This is a genomic window from Dactylosporangium sp. NPDC048998, from assembly GCF_043197855.1.
Taxonomy (GTDB): Bacteria; Actinomycetota; Actinomycetes; order Mycobacteriales; family Micromonosporaceae; genus Dactylosporangium.
In genome coordinates this window covers 72,286-97,545 of sequence record NZ_JBICTV010000008.1, presented here as the reverse complement: position 1 = coordinate 97,545, position 25,260 = coordinate 72,286, and the positions used below count along the sequence as shown (strand labels likewise).

23 protein-coding genes are annotated in these 25,260 nt (G+C 73.0%); 7 read left to right on the top strand and 16 right to left on the bottom strand.

Annotated features, from left to right (window positions below; all coding sequences use genetic code 11):
* Positions 1-23: 23 nt before the first annotated feature.
* Entirely contained in the window at positions 24-1,427 is a 1,404-nt protein-coding gene (locus tag ACGFI8_RS20730; protein WP_392807030.1) for a cellulase family glycosylhydrolase, read from the bottom strand.
* A 255-nt stretch (positions 1,428-1,682) separates the two neighbouring features.
* On the opposite strand from ACGFI8_RS20730, the gene ACGFI8_RS20725 reads away from it, so the two are divergent.
* The 4 genes from ACGFI8_RS20725 (at position 1,683) to ACGFI8_RS20710 (ending at position 5,305) form a co-directional block, all read left to right on the top strand.
* Positions 1,683-2,447 (top strand): ATP-binding protein, encoded by a 765-nt coding sequence (locus ACGFI8_RS20725; protein WP_392807029.1) that lies wholly within the window; start codon positions 1,683-1,685, stop codon positions 2,445-2,447.
* A 92-nt stretch (positions 2,448-2,539) separates the two neighbouring features.
* The gene (locus ACGFI8_RS20720; RefSeq protein WP_392807027.1) at positions 2,540-3,076 is read left to right on the top strand and encodes a helix-turn-helix transcriptional regulator; all 537 of its coding nucleotides are present in this window, start codon (positions 2,540-2,542) and stop codon (positions 3,074-3,076) included.
* Complete coding sequence (locus ACGFI8_RS20715; protein ID WP_392807025.1) at positions 3,073-3,777, top strand: ABC transporter ATP-binding protein; 705 nt, start codon at positions 3,073-3,075, stop codon at positions 3,775-3,777. The genes ACGFI8_RS20720 and ACGFI8_RS20715 overlap by 4 nt, the downstream gene beginning before the upstream one ends.
* A gap of 7 nt (positions 3,778-3,784) precedes the next feature.
* The gene (locus ACGFI8_RS20710; RefSeq protein WP_392807023.1) at positions 3,785-5,305 is read left to right on the top strand and encodes an FtsX-like permease family protein; all 1,521 of its coding nucleotides are present in this window, start codon (positions 3,785-3,787) and stop codon (positions 5,303-5,305) included.
* 35 nt (positions 5,306-5,340) lie between these two features.
* Here ACGFI8_RS20710 and ACGFI8_RS20705 read toward each other — a convergent pair whose 3' ends face one another.
* From ACGFI8_RS20705 to ACGFI8_RS20660, 10 genes are all read right to left on the bottom strand, one after another.
* On the bottom strand, positions 5,341-6,216 hold the full coding sequence (locus ACGFI8_RS20705) for a glutathione S-transferase C-terminal domain-containing protein (protein ID WP_392807022.1): 876 nt from the start codon (positions 6,214-6,216) through the stop codon (positions 5,341-5,343).
* Positions 6,217-6,289: 73 nt separating this feature from the next.
* Positions 6,290-6,748: a hypothetical protein gene (locus ACGFI8_RS20700; protein WP_392807020.1), complete on the bottom strand. Its 459-nt coding sequence runs from the start codon at positions 6,746-6,748 to the stop codon at positions 6,290-6,292.
* 91 nt (positions 6,749-6,839) lie between these two features.
* On the bottom strand, positions 6,840-8,114 hold the full coding sequence (locus tag ACGFI8_RS20695; RefSeq protein ID WP_392807019.1) for a glycosyltransferase: 1,275 nt from the start codon (positions 8,112-8,114) through the stop codon (positions 6,840-6,842).
* Complete coding sequence (locus tag ACGFI8_RS20690) at positions 8,111-10,327, bottom strand: glycoside hydrolase domain-containing protein (RefSeq protein ID WP_392807357.1); 2,217 nt, start codon at positions 10,325-10,327, stop codon at positions 8,111-8,113. The genes ACGFI8_RS20695 and ACGFI8_RS20690 overlap by 4 nt, the downstream gene beginning before the upstream one ends.
* Positions 10,328-10,458: 131 nt before the next feature.
* The gene (locus tag ACGFI8_RS20685; RefSeq protein ID WP_392807017.1) at positions 10,459-10,827 is read right to left on the bottom strand and encodes a hypothetical protein; all 369 of its coding nucleotides are present in this window, start codon (positions 10,825-10,827) and stop codon (positions 10,459-10,461) included.
* 25 nt (positions 10,828-10,852) lie between these two features.
* A complete protein-coding gene (locus ACGFI8_RS20680) occupies positions 10,853-12,433 on the bottom strand; it encodes a hypothetical protein (protein WP_392807016.1) in 1,581 nt (526 codons plus the stop codon).
* A 152-nt stretch (positions 12,434-12,585) separates the two neighbouring features.
* On the bottom strand, positions 12,586-13,047 hold the full coding sequence (locus ACGFI8_RS20675; protein ID WP_392807014.1) for a hypothetical protein: 462 nt from the start codon (positions 13,045-13,047) through the stop codon (positions 12,586-12,588).
* Positions 13,048-13,052: 5 nt separating this feature from the next.
* Positions 13,053-13,745, bottom strand: coding sequence for a VWA domain-containing protein (locus tag ACGFI8_RS20670; protein ID WP_392807013.1), 693 nt, complete (start codon positions 13,743-13,745; stop codon positions 13,053-13,055).
* A 34-nt stretch (positions 13,746-13,779) separates the two neighbouring features.
* Positions 13,780-14,877 carry a hypothetical protein gene (locus tag ACGFI8_RS20665; protein ID WP_392807011.1) on the bottom strand — a complete coding sequence of 366 codons (1,098 nt, stop codon included), beginning with the start codon at positions 14,875-14,877 and terminating at the stop codon, positions 13,780-13,782.
* Positions 14,878-14,880: 3 nt separating this feature from the next.
* On the bottom strand, positions 14,881-16,098 hold the full coding sequence (locus ACGFI8_RS20660; RefSeq protein WP_392807010.1) for a protein phosphatase 2C domain-containing protein: 1,218 nt from the start codon (positions 16,096-16,098) through the stop codon (positions 14,881-14,883).
* A gap of 275 nt (positions 16,099-16,373) precedes the next feature.
* On the opposite strand from ACGFI8_RS20660, the gene ACGFI8_RS20655 reads away from it, so the two are divergent.
* On the top strand, positions 16,374-17,081 hold the full coding sequence (locus ACGFI8_RS20655) for a hypothetical protein (protein WP_392807008.1): 708 nt from the start codon (positions 16,374-16,376) through the stop codon (positions 17,079-17,081).
* 173 nt (positions 17,082-17,254) lie between these two features.
* Here the strand turns inward: ACGFI8_RS20655 and ACGFI8_RS20650 are convergent, their stop codons facing one another.
* From ACGFI8_RS20650 to ACGFI8_RS20640, 3 genes are all read right to left on the bottom strand, one after another.
* Positions 17,255-17,971, bottom strand: coding sequence for a VOC family protein (locus tag ACGFI8_RS20650; protein WP_392807006.1), 717 nt, complete (start codon positions 17,969-17,971; stop codon positions 17,255-17,257).
* Between the two features lie 84 nt (positions 17,972-18,055).
* Positions 18,056-18,805 (bottom strand): signal peptidase I, encoded by a 750-nt coding sequence (lepB, locus tag ACGFI8_RS20645; RefSeq protein WP_392807005.1) that lies wholly within the window; start codon positions 18,803-18,805, stop codon positions 18,056-18,058.
* Positions 18,802-19,377 (bottom strand): SigE family RNA polymerase sigma factor, encoded by a 576-nt coding sequence (locus tag ACGFI8_RS20640; RefSeq protein ID WP_392807004.1) that lies wholly within the window; start codon positions 19,375-19,377, stop codon positions 18,802-18,804. The genes lepB and ACGFI8_RS20640 overlap by 4 nt, the downstream gene beginning before the upstream one ends.
* 35 nt (positions 19,378-19,412) lie before the next feature.
* Here ACGFI8_RS20640 and ACGFI8_RS20635 point away from each other — a divergent pair, with 35 nt between their 5' ends.
* On the top strand, positions 19,413-20,681 hold the full coding sequence (locus ACGFI8_RS20635; protein WP_392807003.1) for an MFS transporter: 1,269 nt from the start codon (positions 19,413-19,415) through the stop codon (positions 20,679-20,681).
* A 16-nt stretch (positions 20,682-20,697) separates the two neighbouring features.
* On the opposite strand, the gene ACGFI8_RS20630 is transcribed toward ACGFI8_RS20635, so the two are convergent.
* Together ACGFI8_RS20630 and ACGFI8_RS20625 are read right to left on the bottom strand one after the other, a co-directional pair.
* Positions 20,698-21,579: a UbiA prenyltransferase family protein gene (locus ACGFI8_RS20630; RefSeq protein WP_392807001.1), complete on the bottom strand. Its 882-nt coding sequence runs from the start codon at positions 21,577-21,579 to the stop codon at positions 20,698-20,700.
* A 189-nt stretch (positions 21,580-21,768) separates the two neighbouring features.
* Positions 21,769-24,651, bottom strand: a complete 2,883-nt coding sequence (locus ACGFI8_RS20625; protein WP_392807000.1) for an MXAN_6230/SCO0854 family RING domain-containing protein — start codon at positions 24,649-24,651, stop codon at positions 21,769-21,771.
* 182 nt (positions 24,652-24,833) lie between these two features.
* On the opposite strand from ACGFI8_RS20625, the gene ACGFI8_RS20620 reads away from it, so the two are divergent.
* Positions 24,834-25,241: a DUF3224 domain-containing protein gene (locus ACGFI8_RS20620; RefSeq protein ID WP_392806998.1), complete on the top strand. Its 408-nt coding sequence runs from the start codon at positions 24,834-24,836 to the stop codon at positions 25,239-25,241.
* Positions 25,242-25,260: the final 19 nt, after the last annotated feature.

Sequence of the window (25,260 nt, the reverse complement as noted above, 5' to 3'; positions counted from 1 at the left end):
GCCCGGGCGGGTCACGCCGTGGTTCAGCTCGCGGTGCAGCTGAGCGACGGGATGCCGTTGGTGGCGTTCGACGAGCCGAGGAAGCCGAAGTTGGTGCTCGCGCCGGCTCCGAGGGCGCCGTTGTAGTCCACGTTGCGGGCGGTGACGGCCGCGCCGCTGGTGGTGATGGTCGCGTTCCAGGACTGGGTGATGGCCTGGCCGTTGGCAAACGTCCAGGCCACGGTCCAGGCCGTGATGGCGGAGCCGCCGGCGGTGACCTTCACGTCGCCCTGGAAGCCGCCGGGCCACTGCCCGACGATGCTGTACGTCGCGGTGCAGGCCTTGCCGCCGGTGGGCGAGCTGGAGGCGCTGCGGCTGGGCGACGGGCTGCTGCTCGGCGAGGCGCTGCGGCTGGGCGACGGGCTGGTGCTCGGCGAGGCGCTGCTGCGCGACGGCGACGGGCTGCCGGTGCCGCCGCTGTAGATGGTGGCCTCCTTGGCGGTGGCCTTGATGCCGTTGGCGCCGTTGAAGATGCGCTGGCCCCAGGTGGTGAGCTGGGCGGGGTTGAAGTTGGTGGCCATGTCCAGGATCGGGTCGGTGTTGCCGCTCCAGGACCAGCCCAGGTATCCGAGGCCGCGGGCGTTCGCCTGGGCCAGGATCGTCTCGTGGTCGACCTCGCCGGAGTTGAACTGCCAGCCGAACTCGCCGATGACCAGCGGCCAGCCGGCGGCCTGGAACCGGTCGAGGTAGTCGGTGATCTTCGCGGCGGTGTTGTACACGCTGTACATGTGGATCGACAGCACGGTGTTGCGCTGGGTGTCGGCGTCCAGCACGGTCTGGGCGTTGTCGCGCATGACGTTCTGCCAGTCCTGGCCCCAGTTCGGCGCGTCGACCATGAGCAGGTGCTGGAAGCCGTTGCTGCGCATCTTCTGGATGGCGGCGGTGGTCGCGGCTGTCCATTGGGCCGGGTTGTTGTTGCCGATCGGCTCGTTGCCGATGTTGATGACGACGTAGCTCTCCTGGCCGACCAGGGCGCTCTTCTGGCTGATCCAGTAGTTGACGGCCTCGTCGAGGGTGGCGGCCGCGCCGTCCTCGCCGTAGCCGGTGGTGTCGTGGACCTCCAGGACGCAGATGAGCCGGTTGGTCTTGCACAGCGAGATCACGTTGGCGACGTCGGTGGACGGGCCCCACCGCTTGCCGCTGCCGAGCACGACGCGCACGGTGTTGGCGCCGAGCGCCTTGACGTTGGCGAACGAGCTGGTCTGGCTGGTGTACCAGACGTGCGGGTGGTTGACGCCCCGCATGATGAACTGCTGGCCGTTGGCCTCGACGATGTTGCGGCCGCTGATATGCAGCCCGACCGCGGCGGATGCCTGCTGGGCGTACACCACGAACGAGGCCGCGACGGCGACCAGGGCGACGCCGAAGATGGCGAGTCGTCTCTTCATGACGTACCTGAGTACGCGCCGGGTTTTCGAAACTCAATCGAAGCGCTTCGAGCTGCCCGCCCCGCTTCCCGGCGACCGCGATTGTGACCTGCGTCGATGCGTTCCCCGGCGGCGCGGCGCCCGGACGGCCGGCGCTGAAAGGTACAGGACCGGCCCGCGACCCAGATGTCCGATCGGATTTCGGGATTCACCCCGCCGGATCACCCTCCTATGGCATATTGCGAATATTTACCGGCTGCGTTGGGGGATGCTTGCATGGCCGAGTCGGCGATCGCGGTGCGCGTCGACGTCGATCTGGCGCTGGTCCAAATCGCCGCGGTCGGCGCCTGGACCTGGCGGATGCGCGTCGATCTCGTCGCGGCTGTGCGCAAGGCGCTGGCCGAGCGACCGCGGGCGGTACTGCTCGACCTCGAGCGCCTCGTCGAGGCCGACGGCGCGGTGGTCGCCGCGGTGCTGCTGGCCGAGCGGCAGGGGACCGGGCTCGACCCGCCGGTACCGGTCGTCGCGGTCGCGTCCGGCACCATCCGGTGGCGGCTGCGGACCGCGGGTATCGCCGAGCGGGTGGCGGTCTACGCGAGCCTCGCCGAGGCGCTCGCCGCCCTGGCCGCCGGCCTGCCGCCGCCGCGGCGGACCGCGCTGCGGCTGCCGCCCGACGTGCTCTCGCCGTGCGCGGCGCGCAACCACGTCGCCGACGCCTGCCTGGCCTGGGACCTCGTCCACCTGCTCCACCCGGCCCGCATGATCGTGTCCGAGCTGGCGACGAACGCCGTCGAGCACGCCGGCACGCCGTTCACCGTGACGGCGTCGCGTCGGGGCCGCCTGCTGCACCTGGCGGTGGAGGACGGCGACCCGGCGCCGCCGCGCACGCTGCCGTGGGCCGGCGAGGGCCCGTCGCCCGCGCCGCAGGGCAGCGGGCTGCGCATCGTCGCCGGCACGGCGGCGGCGTGGGGGACCGCGCCGACCGCGGCCGGCAAGGTCGTCTGGGCCACGCTGAGCACCCTGGACCCGCGCCGAGGTTGAGCTGCGGGGGCCAGGGTGCCCCGGGCGTGCGGTTCGTCGCGGCGAGCGGGGGTGCTTGACGACCACTATTCATCCGGTGAATAGTGGTTCCCGTGTCCGCGCCGTATGTGCTGCTCGGGCTGCTCGGGGGTGGGCCGAAGCACGGCTACGACCTCAAGCACGCCTACGACCACACCCTGCCCCGCGCCAAACCGCTCGGGTTCGGCCAGGTGTACGCCACCCTCGGCCGCCTGGAGCGGGACGGCCTGGTGGCACAGGCCGGCCACGACCGGGTCGGCGGCCCGGACCGCACCACGTTCGCCATCACCGACGCCGGGCGCGGCGAGCTCGAGCGCTGGGTGGCCGCCGTCGAGCCGCCCGCGCCGCACGTCGCCGGGGCGCTGCTGACCAAGGTCATGGTGGCGCTGATGTGGCCGGACGCCGAGCGGGCCGTGGCATACCTCGCAGCCCAGCGCAAGGCGCACACCGACCGGCTGCGCGAGCTCACCGCCGCGAAGACCGACCCGGCCGCGACCATCAGCGACGTCATCGCCGCCGACTACGCGATCGCCCACCTCGACGCCGACCTGGTGTGGCTGCGCACCACCCTGGCCCGCGTCGCCGACCTGCACTCGGGAGTGCACGGATGACACATATTTTGCAGGCCAGAGCGGTGGTCCGCTCGTACGGCGCGACGCCCGCGCTGCGCGGCGTCACGCTCGACGTCACCGAAGGCGAGATCCTCGCGATCACCGGGTCCAGCGGCTGCGGCAAGTCGACGCTGCTGCACTGCCTCGCCGGGATCATGCGGCCCGACTCCGGCGAGGTCGCCTACCGCGGCGCGCGCATCGACACGCTGTCCGAGGCGGCCCGCTCGCGGCTGCGGCGCACCGAGTTCGGCGTGCTGTTCCAGTTCGGGCAGCTGGTCGCCGAGCTGACCGCGGCGCAAAACGTGGCGCTGCCGCTGCTGCTCGCCGGCACCGGGCGCCGCGAGGCGCGCACCGCGGCGCTGGCCTGGCTGGAGCGCTTCGGCGTCGCGGACGTCGCCGACAGCCGGCCCGGCGAGATGTCCGGCGGGCAGCAGCAGCGCTGCGCGATGGCCCGGGCGCTGGTCACCGAGCCGCGCCTGGTCTTCGCCGACGAGCCGACCGGCGCGCTGGACAGCCTGACCGGCGAGCAGGTCCTCGCCCAGCTCGTCCGGGTCGCGCACGAGCAGCAAACCACCGTTGTGCTGGTGACGCACGAGGCGCGGGTCGCCGGGTACGCCGACCGCGAGATCGTGCTGCGCGACGGCGCCGTCGACGCCAGCGGGCTCGGCATCGCCCTGCCGACCGGACGGCACGGCCGGTGAGGCTCCAGTGAGGCCAAGCACGCTGCTGCGGCTCGGCCTGGCCGGGTCCCGCACCGACACCATGCGGGTCGTGCTGACCGCGCTGAGCACCGCCCTGGCCGCCCTCGCCGTGCTCACCGCGGCGAACGTCGTCGCGATCGGCCGGCTCACGCTCAGCGGCGTCGGATCGGACGAGTGGGCGGAGCAGTACAGCAACGCGCTGCTGCGCGAGCCCGGCCTGCGCCCCGGCGTGGTGATCACGCTGCTGCTGCTCACCGTGCCGGTCTTCGCCCTGGCCGGGCAGTGCGCGCGGCTCGGCGCGCCGGCCCGCGACCGGCGCCTCGCCGCGTTCCGCCTGGCCGGGGCGACCCCGGCGCAGACCGTGGCCGTCGCCGCCGCCGAGACCGGCGTCGCGTCGCTGGCCGGGTCGCTGAGCGGGCTCGCGGTGTACCTGGCCGGGCACGAGCTGCTCGACCGGCCCGATGCCGAGGGGCGCCTGCCGCTGCCGACCGACGTCTTCCCGCCCGTCTGGTTCGTGGCGCTCGCGGTGCTCGCCATCCCGGCGCTCGCGGCGCTCGCGGCCGCGGTGGTCATGCGGCGCGTGACGGTCGGGCCGTTCGGAGTCGTACGGCGGGTGCGCCGCACCCGCGGCCCGCGCCCCTGGACGGGCGGGTTCATCGTGCTCGGCCTGCTCGCGTTCGCCGCGGTCGGGTCGGCTTCGCCACTGCGGACACACCTGGGGTACGACATTCCGGTCTGGTTCGTGCCGACGATGCTGCTCGTCGGCGTCGCGTGCGCCGGGTCCGGGGTCGTTCTCGGCGCCGGCTGGATCACCTATACGGCCGGGCGGCTGCTGCACCGCCGCGCGAGCCGCCCGTCGACCGTGCTGGCCGCGGCCCGGCTCGTGGCCGACCCGTGGAGCGGCAGCCGGACCTTCGCGGTGCTGCTGATCTGCGTGCTGTTCGGCGGGGGCGCGGCGGCGTTCCGCGCGCAGATCGCCGCCGGCGCGGAAGCCCAGCGCGCGCTCAACGCGATCGAGAACCCCGAGTATCCCACGACCGGCGGCCCCGTCGACCCGTTCTACCTGCGCACGATGGACCTCATCGACGCCGCGCTGCTGACCGCGGTGGCCCTGACCGCGATCGCGATGCTCGTCGTCGTCGCGGAGGGCGTGGTCACCCGGCGCCGGGAGTACGCGTCGCTGGTCGCCGCCGGCGTGCCCCGGGCGACGCTGGGCCGCTCGCTGCTGTGGCAGGCGCTGCTGCCGGCGGTCCCGGCGATCCTCGTCGCGCTCGTCGTCGGCGTGGCGCTGGTCCGCAGCATCGGCGGCGAGGTCAGCGCCGGCGGCGGCACGTCGACGACGTGCGACGCGGCGGGCGAGCACTGCCAGACAACCCAGATCCCCGAGGTGGTCCGGGCGGTCCCGGTGCCCTGGGCGGAGCTGTCCCGCGACGGGGGCGTCGCCGTCCTGGCGGTGCTCGCCACCACCGGCGCCGGCCTGCTGTTCCTGCGCCGCAGCACCGACCTGGAGGAGATCCGGACGGCGTGAGGACCGCCGCGGCCCGGGAGTCCGCGCGCGTGCTGTCAGGTGTAGGCGGGCCGGTGCGCGGGCTCGCTCCAGTCGGGCAGTTCGGCGCCCGGCGGGGTGAACGTGGTGAAATCGGTGGTGTCGCGGAACGCCGGGACCGTGTACAGGTCGCGGGCGTATGCCCACAGTTGCGGGTACCGCGTGATGCCGGCGCCGAAGCGCACCAGCGTGACGAACAGCCGGATGTCGGCCTCGGTGATGTCCGGGCCGAGCAGGTATCGGCGCGCGGCCAGGCGCTCGTCGAGGGCGGCGAGCGCCTCGTGGAGCGCGGCGCGGGCCCGCTCGCCGTCGGGGCCGGGTCGTTCGGCCGCCCGCACGCCGTGGTTGACCGCCGGGTTGAGCCACGCGTCGAGCTCCTCGATTTCCGCGCGGTGGGCCTCGGGGTAGGTGTCCACGACCGGTGTGGCGAGGTGCCGGAATCGGGTGGCGAGGTCGATCCCGATGCCCTTGAAGTCGTTGCTGACCACGCGGGCGGTCGCGCGGTCCCACAGCGCCGGCACGCTGACGTGGCCGTCGAAGCCCTCCTCGGTCGCCTCGTACGCCTGGCGCAGCAGCCTGAACCCGTTGACCGGGTCCGGCCCGTAGCGCTCGCGGAACGCCCAGCCCCGCCCGTCGCGGGCGTTGTCGACGTACGACACGGTGACGATGCCCCGCAGGCCGGCGAGGGCGTGGGCGATGGTCACGCGCTGCGCCCACGGGCAGAACCACCCCGCGTAGATGTGGTAGCGGCCGGGCTGCGGGTCGTCGACGACGTGGTCGCGGAACCGGTACAGCGGGCGGGGATCGTCCGGCCGCTGGACGATGCGGTACTCCCCGTAGGCCGTGGTGTCGACTGGGCTGGCCAGCCGGCTGGAGCGCGGCAGTTTCGGCATGGGGCCTCCCAAAGACGGGACGCTGTTACCCATTAAGCCTACTCGCAAGATAGGAATTATCCAGTGGACCCGGCTACGCGTTCGCTGCCTCGTCCTCCGCGGCCTCCGCCGCCTTTGCCGCCGACTCCTCGCAGAAGCGCTTGAAGCCCTTGAGGTCCGTGCGCAGCCGGGACCGCAGCGTGACCTCCGGTACCTGGCCGAACAGCGACACCTGGCTGTCGTCCACCTCGGTCATGCAGACCACGTCGGTCTGCTCGTCCGCGACGGCCTCCAGCCAGAAAGACTCGACGATCTCCGAATGGTCGCGCGCCCGCCACCGCACGAACCGGCCCGGTTCGGCGTCCACGACGATGGCGTCGAACTCGATGCGCATGCCGCCGATGTCGAGCACGAGACGCGCGGTCTTGCTGTCCAGCGGGGTCAGGCTCAACACCCCGGAGAGGTACCGCGGAAATTCGATGAACCGCACCAGATGTTCGTAGGCCGACATGGGTGGCACGCCCACCCTGATCGAGTCTCGAGTGACGATCATGATGCCTCCGTACGACAAGCACCTGCCGGCGCGTCGCGTGAGCTACGGAGCTCGCGTCGTTTCGATCGTACGCCGCGCCCGCCGGACAGTCTCAGCGGACGCCGGCGGACTTCGCCTCCTGCGGGAACAGGCTGTCGAACACCGCGGTGCGCTCGAACGCCATGGCGTGCTCCCGCCCGCGAACCTCCAGGTCCTTGCGCTGCGCGGCGGACATCTCCAGGACCACCCGGTCCACCGCCGCGGCGATGCCGCCGACGTCGCCGGGCTCGACGATCACCGCGTCGTCGCCGACCGCCTCGCCGGTGCCGCCGGTCCGGGTGGTGATCACCGGCCCGCCGCCGGCCAGCATCTTCTCGGCCAGGGCGATCCCGAACGTCTCGACGAAGTCGGGCTCCGGCCGGGTGGGCAGGGCGTACGCCGCGCAGCCGCGCATGAGCAGCGGCTTCTCGTCGTCGTCGACGTCGGTCAGGAAGACGACCCGGTCGTCCTCCTTGGCCATCGCCCGGACGTGCTCCAGCGCCGGCCCGGTGCCGGCGACGACCAGCTTCACGCGGGAGCGGCAGCGCATCTGCCCGTAGGCGATCACCAGGTCGTAGATCCCCTTGGCGCGGGCCACCCGGGACAGGAACAGGATGTACCCGTCGCGCTCCAGGCCGCGCCGGGCGAGCGCCGCGTCGACCCGCGCCGGGTCCAGGTCGAGGTAGGCGGAGACGTCGATCGGCGGGTAGCCGATGCTCACACGCCGCCGCGACTGCTCGGCGAAGCCGGTGCCGCAGCGGGCGTCCACCTGCTCGGCCGCGGCCACGATCTCGTCCCGGGTGTACTCGGAGACCGCGACGACCCGGTCGTTGGACAGGAACGTGGCGAACAGCGCGACCGCCGCGCCGAAGCGACCCTCCCGCAGGCAGGAGCGGATCACGTTGGTCACGTCGGAGCCGACCGCCTTCGCCACCGTGTGCACGTCCGGCGCGAACCCGGCGGCCCGGACGGCGGTGATCGCGTCGGCGACGACGGCGGTGTGCGGGACGAGGTACATCGACAGGCACGTGGTGGGCACCGGCTCCATGAGCAGCTCCACCAGGCGGCCGGTGAGCCCGGCCAGGTGGCGCCCGTCGGGCACCCGGTAGTCGCCGACCGGCTCCGGCCGCTCCACGGTGATGCCGGGGCTGTACGGCAGCAGGCGGTCCAGCGGCTTCAGCGGCAGCCCGGCCGCCTGCAGTGCCGGTATCGGCCAGGTCAGCAGGCGCACGTCGTCGAACCCGCGGGTCAGCGCCACCTCGGCGATGTTGCGGGCCTCGCCGGCGTGGCCGCAGATGACGGGGTCCGCCCTGACCGCGATGACGAGACGGCGATTGGGGTACGTCACCTCGGCTCCTTCGGGGTTGCGCGCGGATCGGACGACGACGGCGGGCGGACCCGGTGCCCCCAGCCGGACGGCTCGGGGCCGAGCCGCACGTGCAGCCGGCCGCCGCGGTGCACGTCGGTGGCGCTGAGGTGGGTGGCGTCCAGCGACCTGCCGTTGAGGGTCACCGACTGCACGTACTGCGGCGGCGGGTCGTGGTCGAGGCCGTCGGCGCCGATCGGCGTCTCACGGTGCCCGCTGGTCTCGACGACGAACTCCCGGTCGCCGACCTGGATCGTGCCTTGGGCGAACGCGGGCGCGTTGACCAGGAACAGGTTCTGCCCGGCCACCGGGAACAGCCCGAGCGAGGCCCAGATGTACCACGCGCTGAGCCCGCCGGAGTCGTCGTTGCCCGGCAGGCCGCCCGGGCCGGTGCCGAACTGCCAGGTCCGCGCGGCGTGCACCACCTCGGCCGTACGGTCGGGCCGGCCCGCGTAGTGGTACGCCCACGGGGCCTCCATGTCGGGCTCGTTGTTGAGCCCCTCGAACCGGTTCAGGGCGTACCCGGCCGCCATCTCCGCCGGCTGTGGCCGCCGGCCGGGCTGCGTCACCGGCGCGGCCCCGAAGCCGAAGAAGCGGTCCAGGTTGTCGACGAACGCCGCGTCGCCCCCGCCCAGGGCGATCCGTCCCGCCATGTCGTGCAGCAGCCGGAACGAGTAGTTCCACTTGCCGCCCTCGTAGAACTCCGAGTCGCGCAGCAGCCCGGTGCCCGGGTCGAACGCGTTGACCCACTGCCGGCTGCGCCGCTCGAGGTCGTCGGCCAGGTGGACGTCGTTGAGCGCCCGGGCGACCTGCGCGGTGCAGTAGTGGGCGTACGCGAGGTCGAGGGTGTGGCTGATGGGGTGGACCACGCCGTGCTCGAAGAAGTCCTCGCCGTACAGCCGGCGCAGGTCGTCGACCATGTGCACGAGCGCCCAGTTCCAGTCCAGCCCGGCCTTGCCCAGGGCGTGCGCGTCGGCCAGCGCGGTGTGCGCGAGCGCGCTGGCCTGGCGGAAGAACCGGTCGGCGCCGCGGGCCATCCGGTACCCGATCGGGAAGTTGCCCTCCTCCTCGCACACCCGGATCAGCGACTCCAGCAGGTCCCCGGCCCGGTCCGGGGCGATGGCCGCGAGCAGCGGCAGCTGGGTCTTGTAGATGTCCCACATCGTGCACACGTCGAACGCGAACGGACCCGAGTTCGGCCAGAACGGGCTCTCGTTGTCGGCGAAGCAGGGCTTGATCAGCGAGTGGTACATCGCCGTCGCGAACACCGTGCGGCGGCCCGGCGTGCCGCCCTCGACCCGAACCCGGCCGAGGTGCTCGCGCCAGCGCTCGCGAGTCGCGGAGCGCACCGCGTCGAACGCCGGCCGCGCCTGGCCGCACTCCTGCTCGAGGTTGTGCCGGGCCTGGTCGCACCCGCGCAGGGAGAAGCCGAGCCGTACCTCGACGGTCTGCCCGGCCACGGTGGGGCCCATGAACAGCATGCCGAACGGCCGCAGGGTGGTGTGCCGGATGCTGTCGAAGTCCAGCCGGGTCCCGCCGTCGATGAGCCGCCGGTCGTACCACAGCATCTGCCGCCAGCCGGGGCTGTCGAGCTCGGCGTGGACCGACAGCGGTACGCCCTCCATCACGACTGTGCCCTGGACGCGGCCGTGCCCCAGGCTCTCCGCGTGGGCGCGCAGCGGCACCGTGCGGCCGAGCTCGATGGCCAGGCCGCCGCAGGACAGGTCGATCACGACCCGCGCGTTGCTGTGCTCCGGGAACGTGTACCGGTGCACGGCGACCTTGGTGCCCACCGTGATCTCGCAGCGCACCCCGGTGTCCAGCGTCGCCGCGTAGTAGCCGGCCTCCGCCACCTCGTCGTGCAGCGGCCAGGAGTGCCCGAGCTCGTCCAGCTGCTGCACCATCGGCGTGACCCGCACGTAGTTGTAGTACTTGCGGATGGCCCCGGTGCCGGACTGCTGGAAATGCGTGAACCCGGACGCCTGCAGCCGGTCGAACATCTCCTCGGGCACGCCCTCGGTGTTCTTGGCGTACCGACCGTATCCGGTCGGATACGCACCGGAGTAGGCGCAGGCCGAGACCATGCCGAGGGGCGACGTGGCGCCGGGATGGGTGTTGCCGACCTGCGGCTTCGGCCACCACCAGGTGGCGGCCAGACCGCGCGCCCGGGGCAGGTCGGTCGCCGCGGTACCGATGAAGGGATCAACGTCGTCAAGGATGGCGGGACTCTATCCGGTGCGCGCCCCGCGATGGTTTCGGCCAGATGAACTCCGCCGCGAGCGGGCCCGGCGGTGCCGCAGCAGCCGGACCCGCGCTTGACATGTCGCTATCCGTGGTCCGGGTCAGAAGACGCATGCACCGCCGCGTAGGCCGAGGCGATGGCGGATGCGATCGCGCCGTCGTCGCCGAACGCCCTGCGCACGTGTCCCAGCAGCGTCAGCAGGCGGTTGTTGTCCGGGGTGGGGCGGTTGGCCTCCTGGACCGCGGCGGTGGCCGCCGCCGCGGCCGGGCCGTCGGCGCGCTCCGGTGCGTGCGACCGGACCAGGTCGGACAGCGTCTGGACGATGGTCCGCAGCTCGGTCAGGTCGGCCGCCCCGTAGTTGACGCTGGTCGCCCTCACGCCCGGCCCGGCCGCCATCGATGATCCCGAGACCTGCGCGTTGCCGCTGATCGAGATGCCGTTGTTGATGTCCACGAGCGACTGTCCTTTCGCGACGGTTCTAGGGGGTGGCCGCCGCGGGCGGCGCTCCGGGCACGAGGCGCCTGGCCGTGTTGACCGTGCGGGCCACGGCGCCGGCGCCGGCGGCGATGCTGCCGGAGTTGACGCTCGCGTTGCCGGTGACGATGACGCCGTTGTTGAGGATGGCGGTCTGGCGCTCGCTCAGCTCGGACGTGTCGATGCCGTGGGCGTCGAGGAAGTCGCGCAGCGACTCCATGACCCGCCGTTCGACGACCTTGCTGTACATCTCCTTGTCCTGTTGCTGGAAGTAGGCGAAGTAGCGGCGGTCGCTGGCCAGCTCGCGCGGGCTGACCAACGGCCCGTAGTTGTGCGTGCGCTCCTGCGCGATGTTCCGCCGATCATTACGGCGCTTCTGCCAGCGCCGCAGCGGGTCGGTGGCGGCGGCGGCCAGGACCGCGAAGCTCTTCGCGATGTACGGCAGCGTCAACAGCCCGCTGAGGGACGCCGTCCTGGCGATCTGGCCGATGGTGGGCGACTCCCTCATGGAATCCACGGCCCGGTACCTGGGCTTGACCGGCGTCAGCAGGCAGTGGCTCGCCTCGACGTACAGCGTCCGGGCGCTCTTGTAGAGCGCGAAGCGCACGAACGTGGTCAGCACCAGCTCGCCGCTCCAACCGGTGACCCGGACGCTCAGATAGCAGCGGGCGCGGCCCTCCGGGTGCTCCATGAGGTGCCGGATCAGCCCGTCGCTCGCGTCCGGCAGCGGCGCCGCCAGTTCGACCGGCAGCAGCTCCTGCGTGATGCGCGGGTCGGGGGCGTCAAGGAGCTCGACGCCACTGACGAAGACGCGCTGCTCGACGCCCACACCGGGCAGGTCGAGCGCGGCCAGGTCGCGGGCGACGGCCGCGTAGACCTCCGACGTCGTGAAGGGGGTGAGGCTGGCGGTCGGTGCGGCCCGCGCCACGTTCAGGGCGAACGACCACGAGTCGGTCACCGTGCCGTAGCCGACGAACGGCGCGTAGTCCGAGAACACGGACGCGTTGCCGCGGTCGCGCTGGCCGATGTCAGTCAGCCGCCGGCGCATCGCGCCACCGGTCGGCTCGGGCGCCGCGGCCGGGTCAAAGGCGGCCCGGCGCAGCCTCCGCGCCACCACGCCGTGAGCGGCGAGCTGCTCGATGAAGACGGCGGCCCACGCCAACGGCAGGCTCAGCAGGATGATCGGCGGCGCGGCGGCGGACAGCAGCGCACTGACGAGCACCGCGAGCACGATCGCCAGGTCGCGGGCGAAGTGCCGGCGCCGGGCGGCCAGGGCGTACTTCAGCACGGTCACGAGATCCACGCCGGGCGACGAGGCGACCGCGCGGTACGGCTCGTCGATCACGCCGTCGAGGAGCTTCCGGCTGAAGGAGCTGTCGGTCTGAGCCGCCGCGCAGAGGTAGCGGGTGCTGTCCCGTGCGAACCGCGCCTGACCTGTCCGCGCGGGGGCGGCGGACGCCGACGACGGGCCGGCCATGCCGGGCGGCGCGATGACGCTCGGGACCGCGACCGTGGCCGGCCGGGTCGGCGGGACGGTGGCCGGCGGGGCCGTGGGGGCGCCGGGCGGGACGATCACCGCCGGCATCGCCACGGTCGGACGCGGCCCGGCCGGACCCGCCGGCTTCGGTGCGGCCGCCGCCGCGCCGGACGGGGCGGAGATGACCAGCGGCCGTCCGCACGAGACACAGGTGACCCGGTTGCCAGGATTGTCGGACCCACAGTGGTAGCAGCGCATGTCTACTCCGCTTCGCACGTCGGCTGCGGCAGGACGAAAGTGTCGGTCTTCTCGGGCCTCGCGGTGATCCTCAGCGCGTCGACGGAGGTCAGCGTGACCTTGACCTCTTCATTCGAGCTATTGATCTTGTACCGCGAGTCCTTCGACTCCCAACTCTTCAGGCCGGCGCTCGGCCATTTCACCACCTTGGTCTTGCCTTCACCCTGCACCGTGAGCTGGAAGTCCCAGACGCCGTCCTGGCCAGACTGCAGGACGAGCTGGGCGGAGCACTTCGGCGACTCGGCCGGCACCTGGGTGGACGGCTGGGTGGACGGTGGCAACGGCACCGGCGGGGCGGGGTCGTTGTTCAGGGCCGCGGACACCGCCGCGATCAGCGCCGCGATCAGCACGGCGGCGGTGCCGACGCCGAGCGCGACCGTGGTCGCGTCCGGGGAGGGCCGCCGAGCGGCGAAGGGATGCCCCACGGCCGTCAGTCCACGTACTCGACGGGAATCGAGCGGTAGCCCGGCGCCTCGACCGGGATCTGCAGTTCCTCGGTGGCGGCCGACGCGACCAGCGAGTTGAGGAGGCTGTTGATCGCCCGGGCGAGCGCCTCGTCCGGCAGCGAGGTGCCGTCCGCGATGAAGGCCGCCTTGGTCGAGACCTTAGCCAGGGTCATCTCCGACGCCTGACCGAAGCCGTAGGTGATGATGTGCGGCCGCCGCCCCCAGCCCCGGTCGGTCAGCGCGGCGAACCCGGTCTCCCAATCCTTGTCGGTCGGCTCCCCGTCCGTCAGCAGGAACACGCACGGCCGCATCACCGCCTTGCCCTGCGCCCTGAGCGTCGGCAGGTCGGTGTTGATGCGCTGCCGCACGAGGTCGAAGGCGGCGCCGTAGTTGGTCCACCCGTCGCACATGACCTCCGGCATCGCCGGGACGTACTCCATGTCCACCATCTCGAGGACCACCCACGGCTGGGTGGAGAAGGCGACGATCGACATGTGCGCGAACTCCGAGACCCGGGGGCTGTCGGCCAGCGCCCGGTGCAGCTTCTTGAGCGTCTCGTTGAGCGCGCCCTGATGCGGCCTCATGGACGACGAGACGTCAATGAGGAGGTATGTCGGCAGACACTTCTGTTTCGTGGCGTACGCCGAGGTGTCGGCGGTGTGGTAGCTGGTGCTCAACGGGAGCTCCTCGGCTGCGGCGTTGACGGATGGGCTAGCTGTTCGCGATCGCGATGATGAGCAGCACGATCGAGAGGACCACGACCACGACCGCCACGACCGCGGCGGGAGTGCTCATGGTGTTGTCGTTCGACGGTCCGGTGCGCACGACCGGCTTGGAGGCCGGCTTCGGAGCCAGCTTCGGAGCCGCCTTCGGACGCGCCGCCGGCTTCGGGGTCGGCGGCGTCACCGGCGCGGGCCGCGGCGGCATCGGTCCGCGCGGCACCGGGAAGCGCACGTACGGGTTGCCGTCGAGCGCGGCGACGAGCGTGCTGAGGTTCGGGCGGCGGTTCCGGTCGGTGCAGAGCAGGATGTCGAGCAGTACCGCGGAGAGCCCGGGCCGCTGGAGGTCGACCAGCGCATGCAGGGTCCGGTCCCGGTCGCGCTCGCCGGTGAGGCACCGGGCCACCAGCAGCGCGACCCGGTAGCAGTCGGTGCGCAGGTCCGCCGGGTCGGCGCGCCCGGTGAGCGGGTCGTCCCAGTTAGGCTGGTGCACGTTGGGCTTGCGCCCGCGAACGCTGCCGTCGATGTCGATGACGAACACGGTGCGATCCGACAGGCTCCACAACACGTTGGAGTAGGACCAGTCGGAGTAGACCAGCTCGTACCGCGCGAGCATCGTCGCCACGGCGACCAGGTTGCGACAGACGGCGATTCGGTCGTCGAGCGTCACCGCGGCCAGTCCCCGCCGGGCGAACGCCGCCGAGTTCGCCGCGAGAAAGTCGATCTCCATGATGCGGGTATTCGGCTCGGACTGCGGCCGGCGGAACTCGGCGAAGAACCGGTCCGACGCCGCCGGGATGACGCACCCGACGGTCCGCGCCCCGTCGGTGATGGCGGCGACCGGCCACGACGTGCTGCCGGCGATGAGCGTCCGGTCCGACTCGGCCGCCGCGCCCGGCAGGTGGATGAGGTCGGTCAGGTGCCGGGCGGCGTCGGCCGGCAACGGTGTGCGGTACAGCTTGGCCAGCCACTGCTTGTCCCGGCTGAGGGGATGGATGGCCTTGCTCTCGCCGGTTTCCTGGCTGATCGATTCGGCCAGGGGCCCCAGGTCCGGGATGGAGACGACGTTCGGCAGCGACCACCGGGCCACGGCTCAGCCCTGCCCGGATCTGCCGTCGACCCAGACGCCGACCGCGGTGCGGTCGTCCTGGTGCCCGCGGGCCTGATACGAGATGTCGGTGAGAAAGTCGGCAGCGCTCGTCGGCCGGCGCCACTTGTGCAGGAAGTAGTCGGCGGCCGACGGCTCCATCCGGATCACGTCGCTGACGCCGTCGGTGACCAGGCCGACGAAGGTCCCGGCCGGCAGCTCCGCGTCGCCCACCCGGACGGAACCGGGTTCCTGCGGGAGCGCCGCGTTGACCACATTGGACTCCAGACCGTCCCGGGCCGCCTTCACGTCGCCGGCCAGGGTCACCCAGCGGCCGTCGACGGGGGCCAGGATGGCGACGTCGCCGATCCAGGCGTACCGCATGGCGTGCTGTCCCCGCGCATCCGGTTCGGCGTCGATGACGGCGACGATCAGCACCGTGCTCAGCTCCGAGGCGGCCTGGCGCCGCCGCTCTGCGGCCATCGCGAGGTGGCCGGCCACGTCGGCGAAGATGCGCTCGAAATCCGGTTCGCCGCCTCGGTCAAGCGCCTGGACGGCGAGCTGGACCGCGGTGGTCGCGGCCAGGGTCGCGCCCACATCCGAGTCGCGTCCGCTGGAAAGACCGTCCGCGACCGCGACCACCAGACAACGGCCGGCGGCGTCGCGGCCGAGCGCGTAGGCGTCCTGCCGGGCATTGGCCGGCTCCTCGCACCGGTGGCCGGGCCCGACGACCGATGCCGCACGCACCGTCAGCCGGCCGAGGGCCGCCTCGTCGGCGCAGATCCCCGGATGCGCCAGCCGCACCGGTAGACGCCAAGGCCGAGTGTGGGCCGCCGACGTCCGGTCGCCGAACAGCGGCGGGGCGGGGAACTGCGCTGCGCCGTTGGCGCGAACAACCGAGGAACTCGCCGGCCGGGCGGGGCCTGGCACGGAGGCGGGGAACACCACCGCGGGCCCTGGCGCCGGGCTGCCGAGTCGGGCCGGAGCGTCAAACGCCGCCGGAGGCTCCGCCCGCTGGGCCGTGCCGGCTGGGCCGTTGCCGCCGGGTCCGGGTCTGCCGCCGGATCCACGCCGGTGTTCCAGATGCAGGGCCGCCACGCTCGCGACGACGCCGACCGTGGCCAGCGCGGCGGGAACCGTGCTGTGCGCCAAGAGCAGTACCTCGGCTATCGCCACGACGAATAAGAGGAAAAACCAGCAGAGATGGCCCCACCGCAAGCCCATAGCCCAGCACCCTAAGGCGTGCGTCGATTTCGTCCCACCGCCCGACGGGGCACAGCCGCGCGGTCCGATCGGGCGCGCGGCGCACACGAAATGGTGATCTTCGGTGGCCGACCATCGGGCCGCTCGGCTGGGCGGCCGATCCATTCCGGGTATCGGCTGTCGAAATCAGCTCGTTCTGCGTCGGCGGCTAGTCAGGGGTCGCCGCGCATGCCATCATCCTGCAGCAAATCGCCGAGCATGATGGTTGCGCGATCGCGTCATGACAGGAGAGCAACGTGAGCCAGACGATCGAGCCGGAATCCCCGTCCACCGCGATTGCCGATGCGCCCCTCGACGCCCCGCTCGCCGATCTGGAACCGGTCGCCGATGACCCGGCCACCGCGGCGTCATCGCCGGCGACGATGACGTTCAGTGCGGTGCAGCTCGAGGAGGTCGAGGACGACGAAGAGGCGCCGGCCGAGCCGGGCGCGCTCGGCGGTGCCGCGCCGCAACCGGTCGCCGGCCCCGGCGGTGGGCTGCTGCGACGGCGACTTCCGCTGCTGCTGGCGGTCGCCGCGCTGGCGCCACTGGTGCTGAGCGTGGTGATGACGGTGCAATTCTTCGACGCCCGCGACCGCGCGAACGACCTGGCCGACCAGGTGGAGACCTTGAACAGCCAGCTGGCGTCGGCCCGCTCCGCGACCGACACCAAGGCCGACGAGTTGAAGAACGCCAAAGCCTCGGCCAAGAAGGCGAAAGGAGACCTGGAAGAGGCCAAAAGGGAACTCACAGATGCAAGGCAGCAGATCGACGACGACAAAGCGCACGCGGAGGCGTGCGTACGTGCCGTCGAGAACTATTACACGACCTGGGAAAACACCTTCTACCACACCAACAACGGCACCGCCGCCGACTCGGCCGCCGCCGACTATCGCGCCCAGGCGGAGTCTTCGTGCGGGCCGATCGACATTTCGATGAGACCCCTGGAACCGAGGTACAGCTAGCCCGCGTTCCGCACGTGAGGTGGTCTGCACAGTCTCGGCCCAGCCGGAACGGGTCACGGTGACCGGTCGCCAGACAGGCGAGTCGTCCTGCCGGCGCGACAAACCGGCGCCCGTAGACAACCCCGGCGGTGCCGGGCGCGGCTGCCCGGCACCGGTGCGGTGCCGACCCGGTGTCAGCCGGGCTCGCTGCACAGGCAGAACGGCTTGCCCGCCGGGTCGGCGAAGACGCGGAACGTCGTGCCGTCGCTCGGCAGCTTCGTCGCGCCCAGGGTCAGGGTTGCCGCCTCCGCCGTGTCCAGGTCGTCGACCAGGACGTCGAGGTGGAACTGCTGCGGGTGCGCCGGGTCCGGCCAACGGGGCGGGCTGTAGTCGGCGACCTGCTGGAACATGACGGGCTGGGCGCCGTCCTCACCGATCATCGCGGCGCCGTCGGCCTCGTACGTCACCGGCTTGCCGAGCAGCTCCGCGTAGAAGGCGCTCAGCTGCTTCGCGTCCGGACAGTCCAGCATCACGCCCATCAGGGTCACACCCGGGTTGTCCGGCTGCAGGCACACGTCGAACGGGTGGCCCGACGGATCGGCGAGCGTGTGCCAGGTCTCGTTGCGCTGCAGCAGGGTGCCCCCCAGGGCCGCGGCCTGCTCGAGCGCGGCCTCCAGGTCGGGCACCCGCAGGTCGAGGTGGGCCTGCTGCGGCCGCTCCTGGCCGGGCCACCGCGGCGGGCGATGGTCGGGCGCGAGCTGGATCGCGACCTTCCAGCCGTCGGGCGTGGCGAGTGCGATCCAGTCGTCGTCGGCGTGGACCTGCGTCCAGCCGGCCAGCTCGCGGTAGAACGCGGACAGTCCAGCCATGTCGGCCGTGTCGAGCACGACCATGTCGAGCTTGCCGATCATGTGATTGCCCCCTTCAGCGGTCTCAGGGTGGATTCTGCCCGTGGGGTACGACAAAAACGGCTCTTGTGACGTTGGAGCGGCTTCCTACCGTGGCCCTACCACCGCCGGTGGGACCTGTCCGGCAGGATCGACGTTGTCCGTGTCGCCGGGGCCGGGGTGAGCCGGGGCACCTGGAACGGCTCGGACCTGACCATTGCGGTTCTCGATCCGCACTGCCACGCCGCCGACGTCGGTGAGCCGGACCGGTCCGATGAAACGGGAGTCGTTCGCCGTGGCGCGGTTGTCGCCGAGGAGGAAGATCATGTGATCCGGCACCGTGGAGGTGGGGAACGGGTCGGTGACTGTCGCGCCGAGGTACGGCTCGGGCACGGTTGTTCCGTTGACGACGACAGCCTCGCATCGCCCGGCCGGGCCGGTCGGGCACCCGATCGTGTCACCGGAGAGGGCGACGACCCGCAGCAATGAGTCGTACGTCAGACCGTCACGGGTGAGGTGCACGATGACGACGTCCCCGCGGGCGGGTGACAACTTCTTGTTGAGTACGACGCGTTCCCCCACGTAGATCGTGGACTCCATGACGGCGCTCGGTTCTGTGACGGTGAAGTAGTCGCTGCGGCCGAGCTGGGTAGCCGCCGCCACCGTGGTCAACACCACAAGACCACCGCCGACGCCGGCCGCGACCTTGCCCAGGCGCCGTGTGCGCCGCTGGCGGCGAGCGCGGTTGAGTACCGTTCGCGCGAGGTCGGCCCGGGCGTGCACCGTCGGCGTGGCAGCCGTCGCCAGCCTGCGCAGTTCCTCAGCCGGATCCTGCGGCGGGGGCAGCATCGTGTTCATCGTGTCGTCCTCTCTACGGAGGCAAGGGAAGGTTCCAGGGCGGTGCGGACCTTGAGTAGTCCGCGCGCGAGGTTGCTCTTGACCGTTCCGGGCGAGCACCTCATGACGGCTGCCGTCTCGGCTTCACTGAGTCCGTCGATGACGCGCAGCACGACCGTCACCCGCTGCCGCGGGGGGAGGGCGGCAAGGATCTGGTCGAGGTGCGCCCGGGCGGCGACCGCCTCGGCGTGATCCGGCCCAGCAGCCAACAAGTCCGGGTCGGCCGGTATGGGGAGAGGGACGAGATGGCTGCGCCGACCACGGTCCTTCGCGAGATTCACAAGCGTCGCCCGGACATACGCCTCCGGAGATTCCAGCTGCCTCGACCAGTGCTTGGTCAACCGCAGCAGGGCGCTCTGCAGGAGATCCTCGGCCTCGGCGGCGTCCGGCGCGAGCAGCCGCGCGAATCGCAGCAACCGGTCACCATGGACCTGCACGAACTCCGTGAAGTCCTGCTCCTCTGACGGGTTCACACCTACCACAACGAGATCTGCTCCAGAGGCGTTGCACGCCGGGGTCATCAGGTCAGTCACGAGCCAAAAACAATGCGGGCTGTACGGTACGGGCCATGCCGAGCGCACCCTCGGCGGTGCGTACCGCCGCCATCGCCATCGTCATCGGGGTCAACTACGGGTACTTCGGCGCCGCGATGGCCGGGGCGCAGCTGTACCTCAGCCCGCGGCTCGGCCTGAGCGTCGGCGAGCAGGGCACGCTGTTCGCGGTACCGGTGCTGGGAATGTTCCTGGGCGTGCTGGCGGCGAACCGGATCGTCACCACGGCCGGGCGGCGCGCGACCCTGCTGGCCATGGCGCTCGCCACGGCCGTGCTCGGCGCCGCGTCGCCGCTGGTCGCGGACCTCGTGTGGATCGACGGCACGCGGCTGCTCATCGGCGTCGCGATGGGCGTGACCACGGTCGTCGTGCCGATCTACATCGCCGAGGCCGCGCCGCCGGCCGGGCGCGGGCGGATCGCCGTGCTGTACCAGGTCGCCACCGTCGGCGGGATCGTCGCGGCGTTCCTGGTCGCGTACGCGCTGTCGGCGGCCGGGCTGTGGCGGGTCATGCTCGGCGTCACCGCGCCCGTCGGCGCCGTCTGCGTGGCGCTGCTGCTGCGCGCGCCCGACACCGTGGCCGGGCTCGGTCCGCGGCGCGAGCGCGGTCCGGGGGCGGTCGCGGAGCTGTTCGGGCCGCGGTACCGCGTCGTGACCGGCTTCGTCGTCGTGCTCGGCGCGCTGGTCCAGCTCACCGGCATCAGCGCCGTCAGCAACTTCTCGCCGCGGATCTTCGAGGGCATGGGGTACCGCGGCCCGTTCGCCCTGCTGATCCTCCCCGCCGTCGTGCAGCTCTGCGGCCTGCTGGCGGCGCTGGCCTCCTCGGCGACCGTCGACCGGTTCGGCCGGCGGGCCACCCTGCTGACCGGCACAGCGGTGATGGCCGCCGGCCACGCGCTGCTGGTGGCCGCGTTCGCGGCGCCGCGGGGCGCGACCGCGCTCGGCCTGGCCGGCCTGCTGACCTTCACCGTCGGCTTCAACGCCGGGCTCGGTTCGCTGTTGTGGATTTACGCGTCGGAGGGGTACACCGACCGGCTTCGCAGCGCCGGCGCGACCGCGCTGCTGCTGCCGAACCTGGCGGCGAACTTCCTGCTGGCCCAGTTCTTCCTCGGCGCGATGACCACGCTCGGCGGCGCGACCACGTTCGCCGCGCTGCTGGCCGTCACGGTCGCGTCGTGGCTGTACCTGTTCCGGCATGCCCCGGAGACGCGCGGGCGCACCCTGGACGAGATCCACGAGTACTGGCAGAACGGCCGCACCTGGCCGCGGCCGGTCGCTTCGGATTGAGCGCGACGCTGTGCCGCTATCCGATGTACGCCAGCGCGAACCCGATCGTCGGGATGCCGAACAGCACCGAAACCGCCGCCATCTTCGTGATCGTCGGGCGGCGGGTGAGGATCGCGTAACCGGCCAGCAGGACCGGGACCATGACCAGCTGCGGCACCAGCGTCGAGCGCGGCACCAGCGTGTCGAGGGCCGCGCAGAGCACCGAGACGGCCAGGCCGGCGCCCCACAGCGCGATCCCGAGCCGGTGGGCGAGGCGCGGCCCGAACCGCACCGCGAACGTGGTGTCCCCGGCCCCGGTGTCGGCGGCCAGGTCGGTGACCGTGGTCGGCACGTACAGCGCGGCGGCGAACAGCAGCCCGATCAGCCCGAACTGCCACGGAAACTCCCACGGCGGGCGCGTGATCGACCAGCCCGCGGCCGGCGACACCACCCCGACCACGAGCGCGTTGACCGCGACGTCCCAGCCGGGCCGGGTCTTCAGCCGCAGGGGCGGCACGCTGTACGCCCACCCGAGCAGCAGCACCCCGGCGACGCCGAGCACGAACAGCGGCCCGACGAACACCGCGGCGGCGACGGCACTGAGGGCGATCCCGCGGTACCACAGCCGAAGCCTCTTGGCGGTGACCGCCCCGGTGACGAGCGGCGCGTGTGCCTTGCGTGGGTTGTCGCGGTCGCTGGGCAGGTCGTGCAGGTCGTTCTGGGCGAGCACCGCGCCCCAGATGAGCGGCCCGAGCACGAGCAGCGCCACCACGGCGCGCGGTGCGTCGGCCCGGTCGGGCAGCCAGGCGTGCCCGGCCAGCACGGTGCCGAGGTAGGCCGGCACCCAGGAGACCGGCCAGAACCAGGGCCGCGAAACCGCCACGAGCACCGCGGCGGGCCGTTCCAACACCCCCGTCATACCTCGATCATCGTCCTCGATGCCGGTGCGCGCACTGAGAGCCGCGTCATGCCCGGCCGCCGTATGGTGTAGCGGTGGACGGTGGATTCGATCTGCACGAGCAACCCCGGGCGGGCCGGGAGAGGTTGCGCAGCCGCCATCGGGAATCGACCCGCACCGGTAGCGTCACCGCGGTCTGAACGCGGGCGCTTACCGCGGTGTGTCCAGCGGCGCCGGCACCAGCCCGGCCAGCAGGTCGGCCGCCGACACCGGGGTCCACGGCGCGCCGGCGGCGCCGTCGACGAGCAGGGCCAGGGAGCCTTCGGCGACGTCGCCGCCGGCGATGGCGGCGAGCCGGTCCGGGTCGGCGGCCGCCGCGAAGGTGCGGGCCGAGGCGGGGATTCCGGCGGTACCGCTGGCGCCGCTCAAGCTCGCGGCGGCGCGCACGGCCGCGGCGACCTCGGCCGGCGCGGCGGCCGGGATCGTGGTCGCCGAGCCGTCGGCGTGGGCGACGACGACCCGGTCCGCGCGGGCGGCGGCGTGCCACGCGGCGACGTCCAGCAGGGTGGCCCGGTTGCCGGCGGCGAAGTGCTCCCACAGGTCGGCGGCGACCCGGCCCAGCCGCGCCCCGTGCTGCCCCACGTTGTGCCCGTATCCCTTTGTGGTGAGGCTGGCGTCGATCCACATCACGGCGCCGGTGGGCACGTGCAGCACCATCGGCGCCAGCGACCTGGCGTCGCCGCGCAGCCCGAAGCGCTGCATGACGCGGGCCGCGTCGAACGCCGCGCCGCGCCCCTGCGGCAGCGAGAACCCGGCGAACGCCGCGGTCAGCGCCTCGAACGGGACGTCGTTGTAGCTCAGCACGACCGGCACCGCCCAGGTCACGCCGGCGGCGCGCAGCCGGTCGCGGTCGAGGTCGAGGAACTCGGTGGCGCCGAGCGGCGGCGGCGCGGACGTCAGGTCGCCGGAGTGGATCGCCGCGTCGCCCTTGAACCGCAGGTGGGTGTAGTCGCAGTGGCCGACCGGCGCCCACGCCTCGTCGTAGAACGCGCAGGACAGGTCGAGGTCGACCCGGCTGTGCTCGCTGTCGACCCAGTGCAGGAACAGCCGCAGCACCGGTGCGGCGTCCAGCCGCCGGACGCTGCCGCGCGGCCACCCGGCGAGCTGCTCGGAGCCGGCTCGCTCGCGGGTGGGCGCCGGCACCTCGGCGAGCGCCGCGTCGAGCACGGCGATGTCGAACCGCTCGAGCCGTGCGGCGCGGCCGGCCAGTTCGGCGTCGACAGTGGACCGGATCGCCGCGATCGCGGCGGCCGGCAGCGCGGCGCGGCGCTCCGGCTCGGTCCAGGTGCGCACCACGTCGCCCTTCGGGAAGAAGGTGCGGCGCGGCGTGCCGGGTGGCGGGCCGGAGACCGGGTTGCGGCGCTGCCGGCGGGCCACCGGCGGCGGGCGCAGGCCGAGCGCGCGGCGCACCGCGTCGCCGACGGCGCCGATCCGCGTCACCGGCACGGCGGCGGACTCGGTGATGGGCGCCGCCGCGGACATGGCGACCTCCTCCGGCGCGGCGATCGCCGCGGTGCCCTCCTCCGGCACCGCGACGGTGGCGTCCCGCCCGGTGAGCTCGGCCGCGGCGGCCGCGAGCACGCCGGGGGCGACCCGGGGCGCGACCCGCGCGGCGGCGTCGAGCACCCGGCCCCGGGCCTTGTCGTCGTCGCCGGCGAGCCGCAGCAGGTGGTCGACGCGCCGCCACAGGTCGCCCGGGCGCCGGCCGAGCAGCTCGGCGGCGCCCGCCGCGTCGCCGCCGGCGACGGCGTCCTCGACCAGGGCGGCGAACGTGCGGACCCGGACGGAGACGAGGCCGCCGGCGTGTTCGCCGAGCACGATGCGGTCCCGGTCGCGGCCGCTGGCGGCGGTCATGGCCCGGCCGAGCGGGCTGCCGGCCGGTGTGCGGGTACCCCGCAGGGCGGCGAAGACGACCGCGGCGTCCGGGTGCGCGGCGACCCGCTCGAAGGGGTGCAGCCGCTCCGCCAGCCGCTTCCACACGGTCGGGTGGCGAGCGACGTCCTCGGCCGCGGTGACGCAGTCGAGCGCGTCGATGAAGCCGAGCGCGGCGCGGCGCAGCGGGCGGGGCAGCGCGCGCACGCGGGGCGGCGCGACCGTGACGCGCGGCTCGCCGGTCGGCCGCCACCCCTCGTTGGGCCCGTCCGCCGCCCGCCGGCGGGGCAGGACGAGGCCCGGGTCGCCGTCCGAGTATGCCCACAGGGTCCGCGCCACGTCGGTGGCCGTGCCCCAGCGGGCGGCCGCGGCCTCGACGACCGCGGCGAACGACGGCCGGAGCGCGGTCGCGTGCAGGGACCAGGCGATGACCGCGGCGAGGGTCTCGCGGGCCGGCACCACCGCGGGCAGCCAGTCGAGCCGGTCGGGGGCGGTGGCGGCGACGAGCGTGCGCAGGTCGGCCAGGTCGGCCTCGCTGAGCGCGGCCGGGCGGGCGACGAGGTCGTCGCGCAGCCGCACGGCGGCCGCGGCGGGGTCCGGCTCCAGGTGCAGCCGCCGCAGCCGCACCGGCCGGGTGGCGCCCGCCCCGGCGCCCGGCGCGGCGACCACGGGCAGGTAGGCGTTGCCGGCGGTGAGGCGCCGCCCGCAGATCGGGCAGGCCGAGTAGGCCCGCGGGTCGAAGCACACCTCGCACACCGGGTGGCCGCACGGGTCCAGCGGGTGGACGCTGCCGACGGTGCCGCACAGGACGCACGGCGCGGCGTCGGCCTGCAGCAGGTGCACGATGAGCCGCTCCACGTAGAGCCGGCCCGGGTCGGCGGGCGTGTCCGGGAAGCCGCGGAAGAGCGGCACGTGGTCGCGGTCGGCGCCGGTGCTCTCGTCGGCGACGGCACAGACCCAGTCGGCCCAGCGCAGCCGCGCGGCCGCGTCGAGGCCGGCGAAGCGCCGCCGCAGCGGCGGGTCCAGCAGCCAGCCGCGGGCGGCCAGGTCGGCTTCGACGGCCCCGACCCAGGCTTCCCCGTCGGCCGGCGGCGGCCCCTCGGGCGCGGGCAGCGGCACCGCGCCGGCCCGGCGCAGCAGAACGGTGGCGAGCGCGTCCATGAACGGCGTCCTCGGCGGGCGGTGGGATGGCGGGCAGACGAAGGCCGGGGCGGAGAGTCGGAACGCTGAAGTCTTTTTCAGAAGAAAAGAGAAGGAAGCGCACCTGGGAGCCGCCCCGGCCGGTCCGATGGTACGGCCACGAGTCCCCGCGCGCATGCCGGTTTCTGGGTAGGCTGCGAGGCATGCGAGCCAGCGGCACCTTCAGTGTGCAGAGCTTCGTTCCGACGGCCGTCGTGCCCGAGCCCGCGATCGAGACCGCCCTGCCGGTCGGCATCTCGCAGCTGGAGAAGACGTATGACGGGGACATCACCGGCCGGTCGGCCACCCTGTTCACGGCCGCCTTCGACCAGGCCTCCGGCGCCGGCACGTACATCGCGATGGAGTCGTTCGAGGGCACCGTCGGCGGGCGGGCGGGGACGTTCAACTTCGTGCACTCGGCGTCGACGTCGGGCAGTGACCGGACGGGGGAGTACTTCGCGATCGTCGCGGCCAGCGGCACGGGCGAGCTGACCGGCATCACCGGTGGCGGCGGCATGACGGTCGACGCGGACGGCACCCACCGCGTCTGGTTCGACTACGACCTCGGGTAGCCGGCCGGCCGCGCGGATC

Coding starts and splice junctions, on each gene's coding strand:
- ACGFI8_RS20635 (WP_392807003.1), top strand. CDS start 19,413: ATGCCGAGCGCACCCTCGGCGGTGCGTACCGCCGCCATCGCCATCGTC.
- ACGFI8_RS20620 (WP_392806998.1), top strand. CDS start 24,834: ATGCGAGCCAGCGGCACCTTCAGTGTGCAGAGCTTCGTTCCGACGGCC.
- ACGFI8_RS20680 (WP_392807016.1), bottom strand. CDS start 12,433: ATGCCGGCGGTGATCGTCCCGCCCGGCGCCCCCACGGCCCCGCCGGCC.
- ACGFI8_RS20705 (WP_392807022.1), bottom strand. CDS start 6,216: ATGCCGAAACTGCCGCGCTCCAGCCGGCTGGCCAGCCCAGTCGACACC.
- ACGFI8_RS20630 (WP_392807001.1), bottom strand. CDS start 21,579: ATGACGGGGGTGTTGGAACGGCCCGCCGCGGTGCTCGTGGCGGTTTCG.
- ACGFI8_RS20700 (WP_392807020.1), bottom strand. CDS start 6,748: ATGATCGTCACTCGAGACTCGATCAGGGTGGGCGTGCCACCCATGTCG.
- lepB (WP_392807005.1), bottom strand. CDS start 18,805: ATGAACACGATGCTGCCCCCGCCGCAGGATCCGGCTGAGGAACTGCGC.
- ACGFI8_RS20715 (WP_392807025.1), top strand. CDS start 3,073: ATGACACATATTTTGCAGGCCAGAGCGGTGGTCCGCTCGTACGGCGCG.
- ACGFI8_RS20660 (WP_392807010.1), bottom strand. CDS start 16,098: ATGGGCTTGCGGTGGGGCCATCTCTGCTGGTTTTTCCTCTTATTCGTC.
- ACGFI8_RS20650 (WP_392807006.1), bottom strand. CDS start 17,971: ATGATCGGCAAGCTCGACATGGTCGTGCTCGACACGGCCGACATGGCT.
- ACGFI8_RS20730 (WP_392807030.1), bottom strand. CDS start 1,427: ATGAAGAGACGACTCGCCATCTTCGGCGTCGCCCTGGTCGCCGTCGCG.
- ACGFI8_RS20725 (WP_392807029.1), top strand. CDS start 1,683: ATGGCCGAGTCGGCGATCGCGGTGCGCGTCGACGTCGATCTGGCGCTG.
- ACGFI8_RS20625 (WP_392807000.1), bottom strand. CDS start 24,651: ATGGACGCGCTCGCCACCGTTCTGCTGCGCCGGGCCGGCGCGGTGCCG.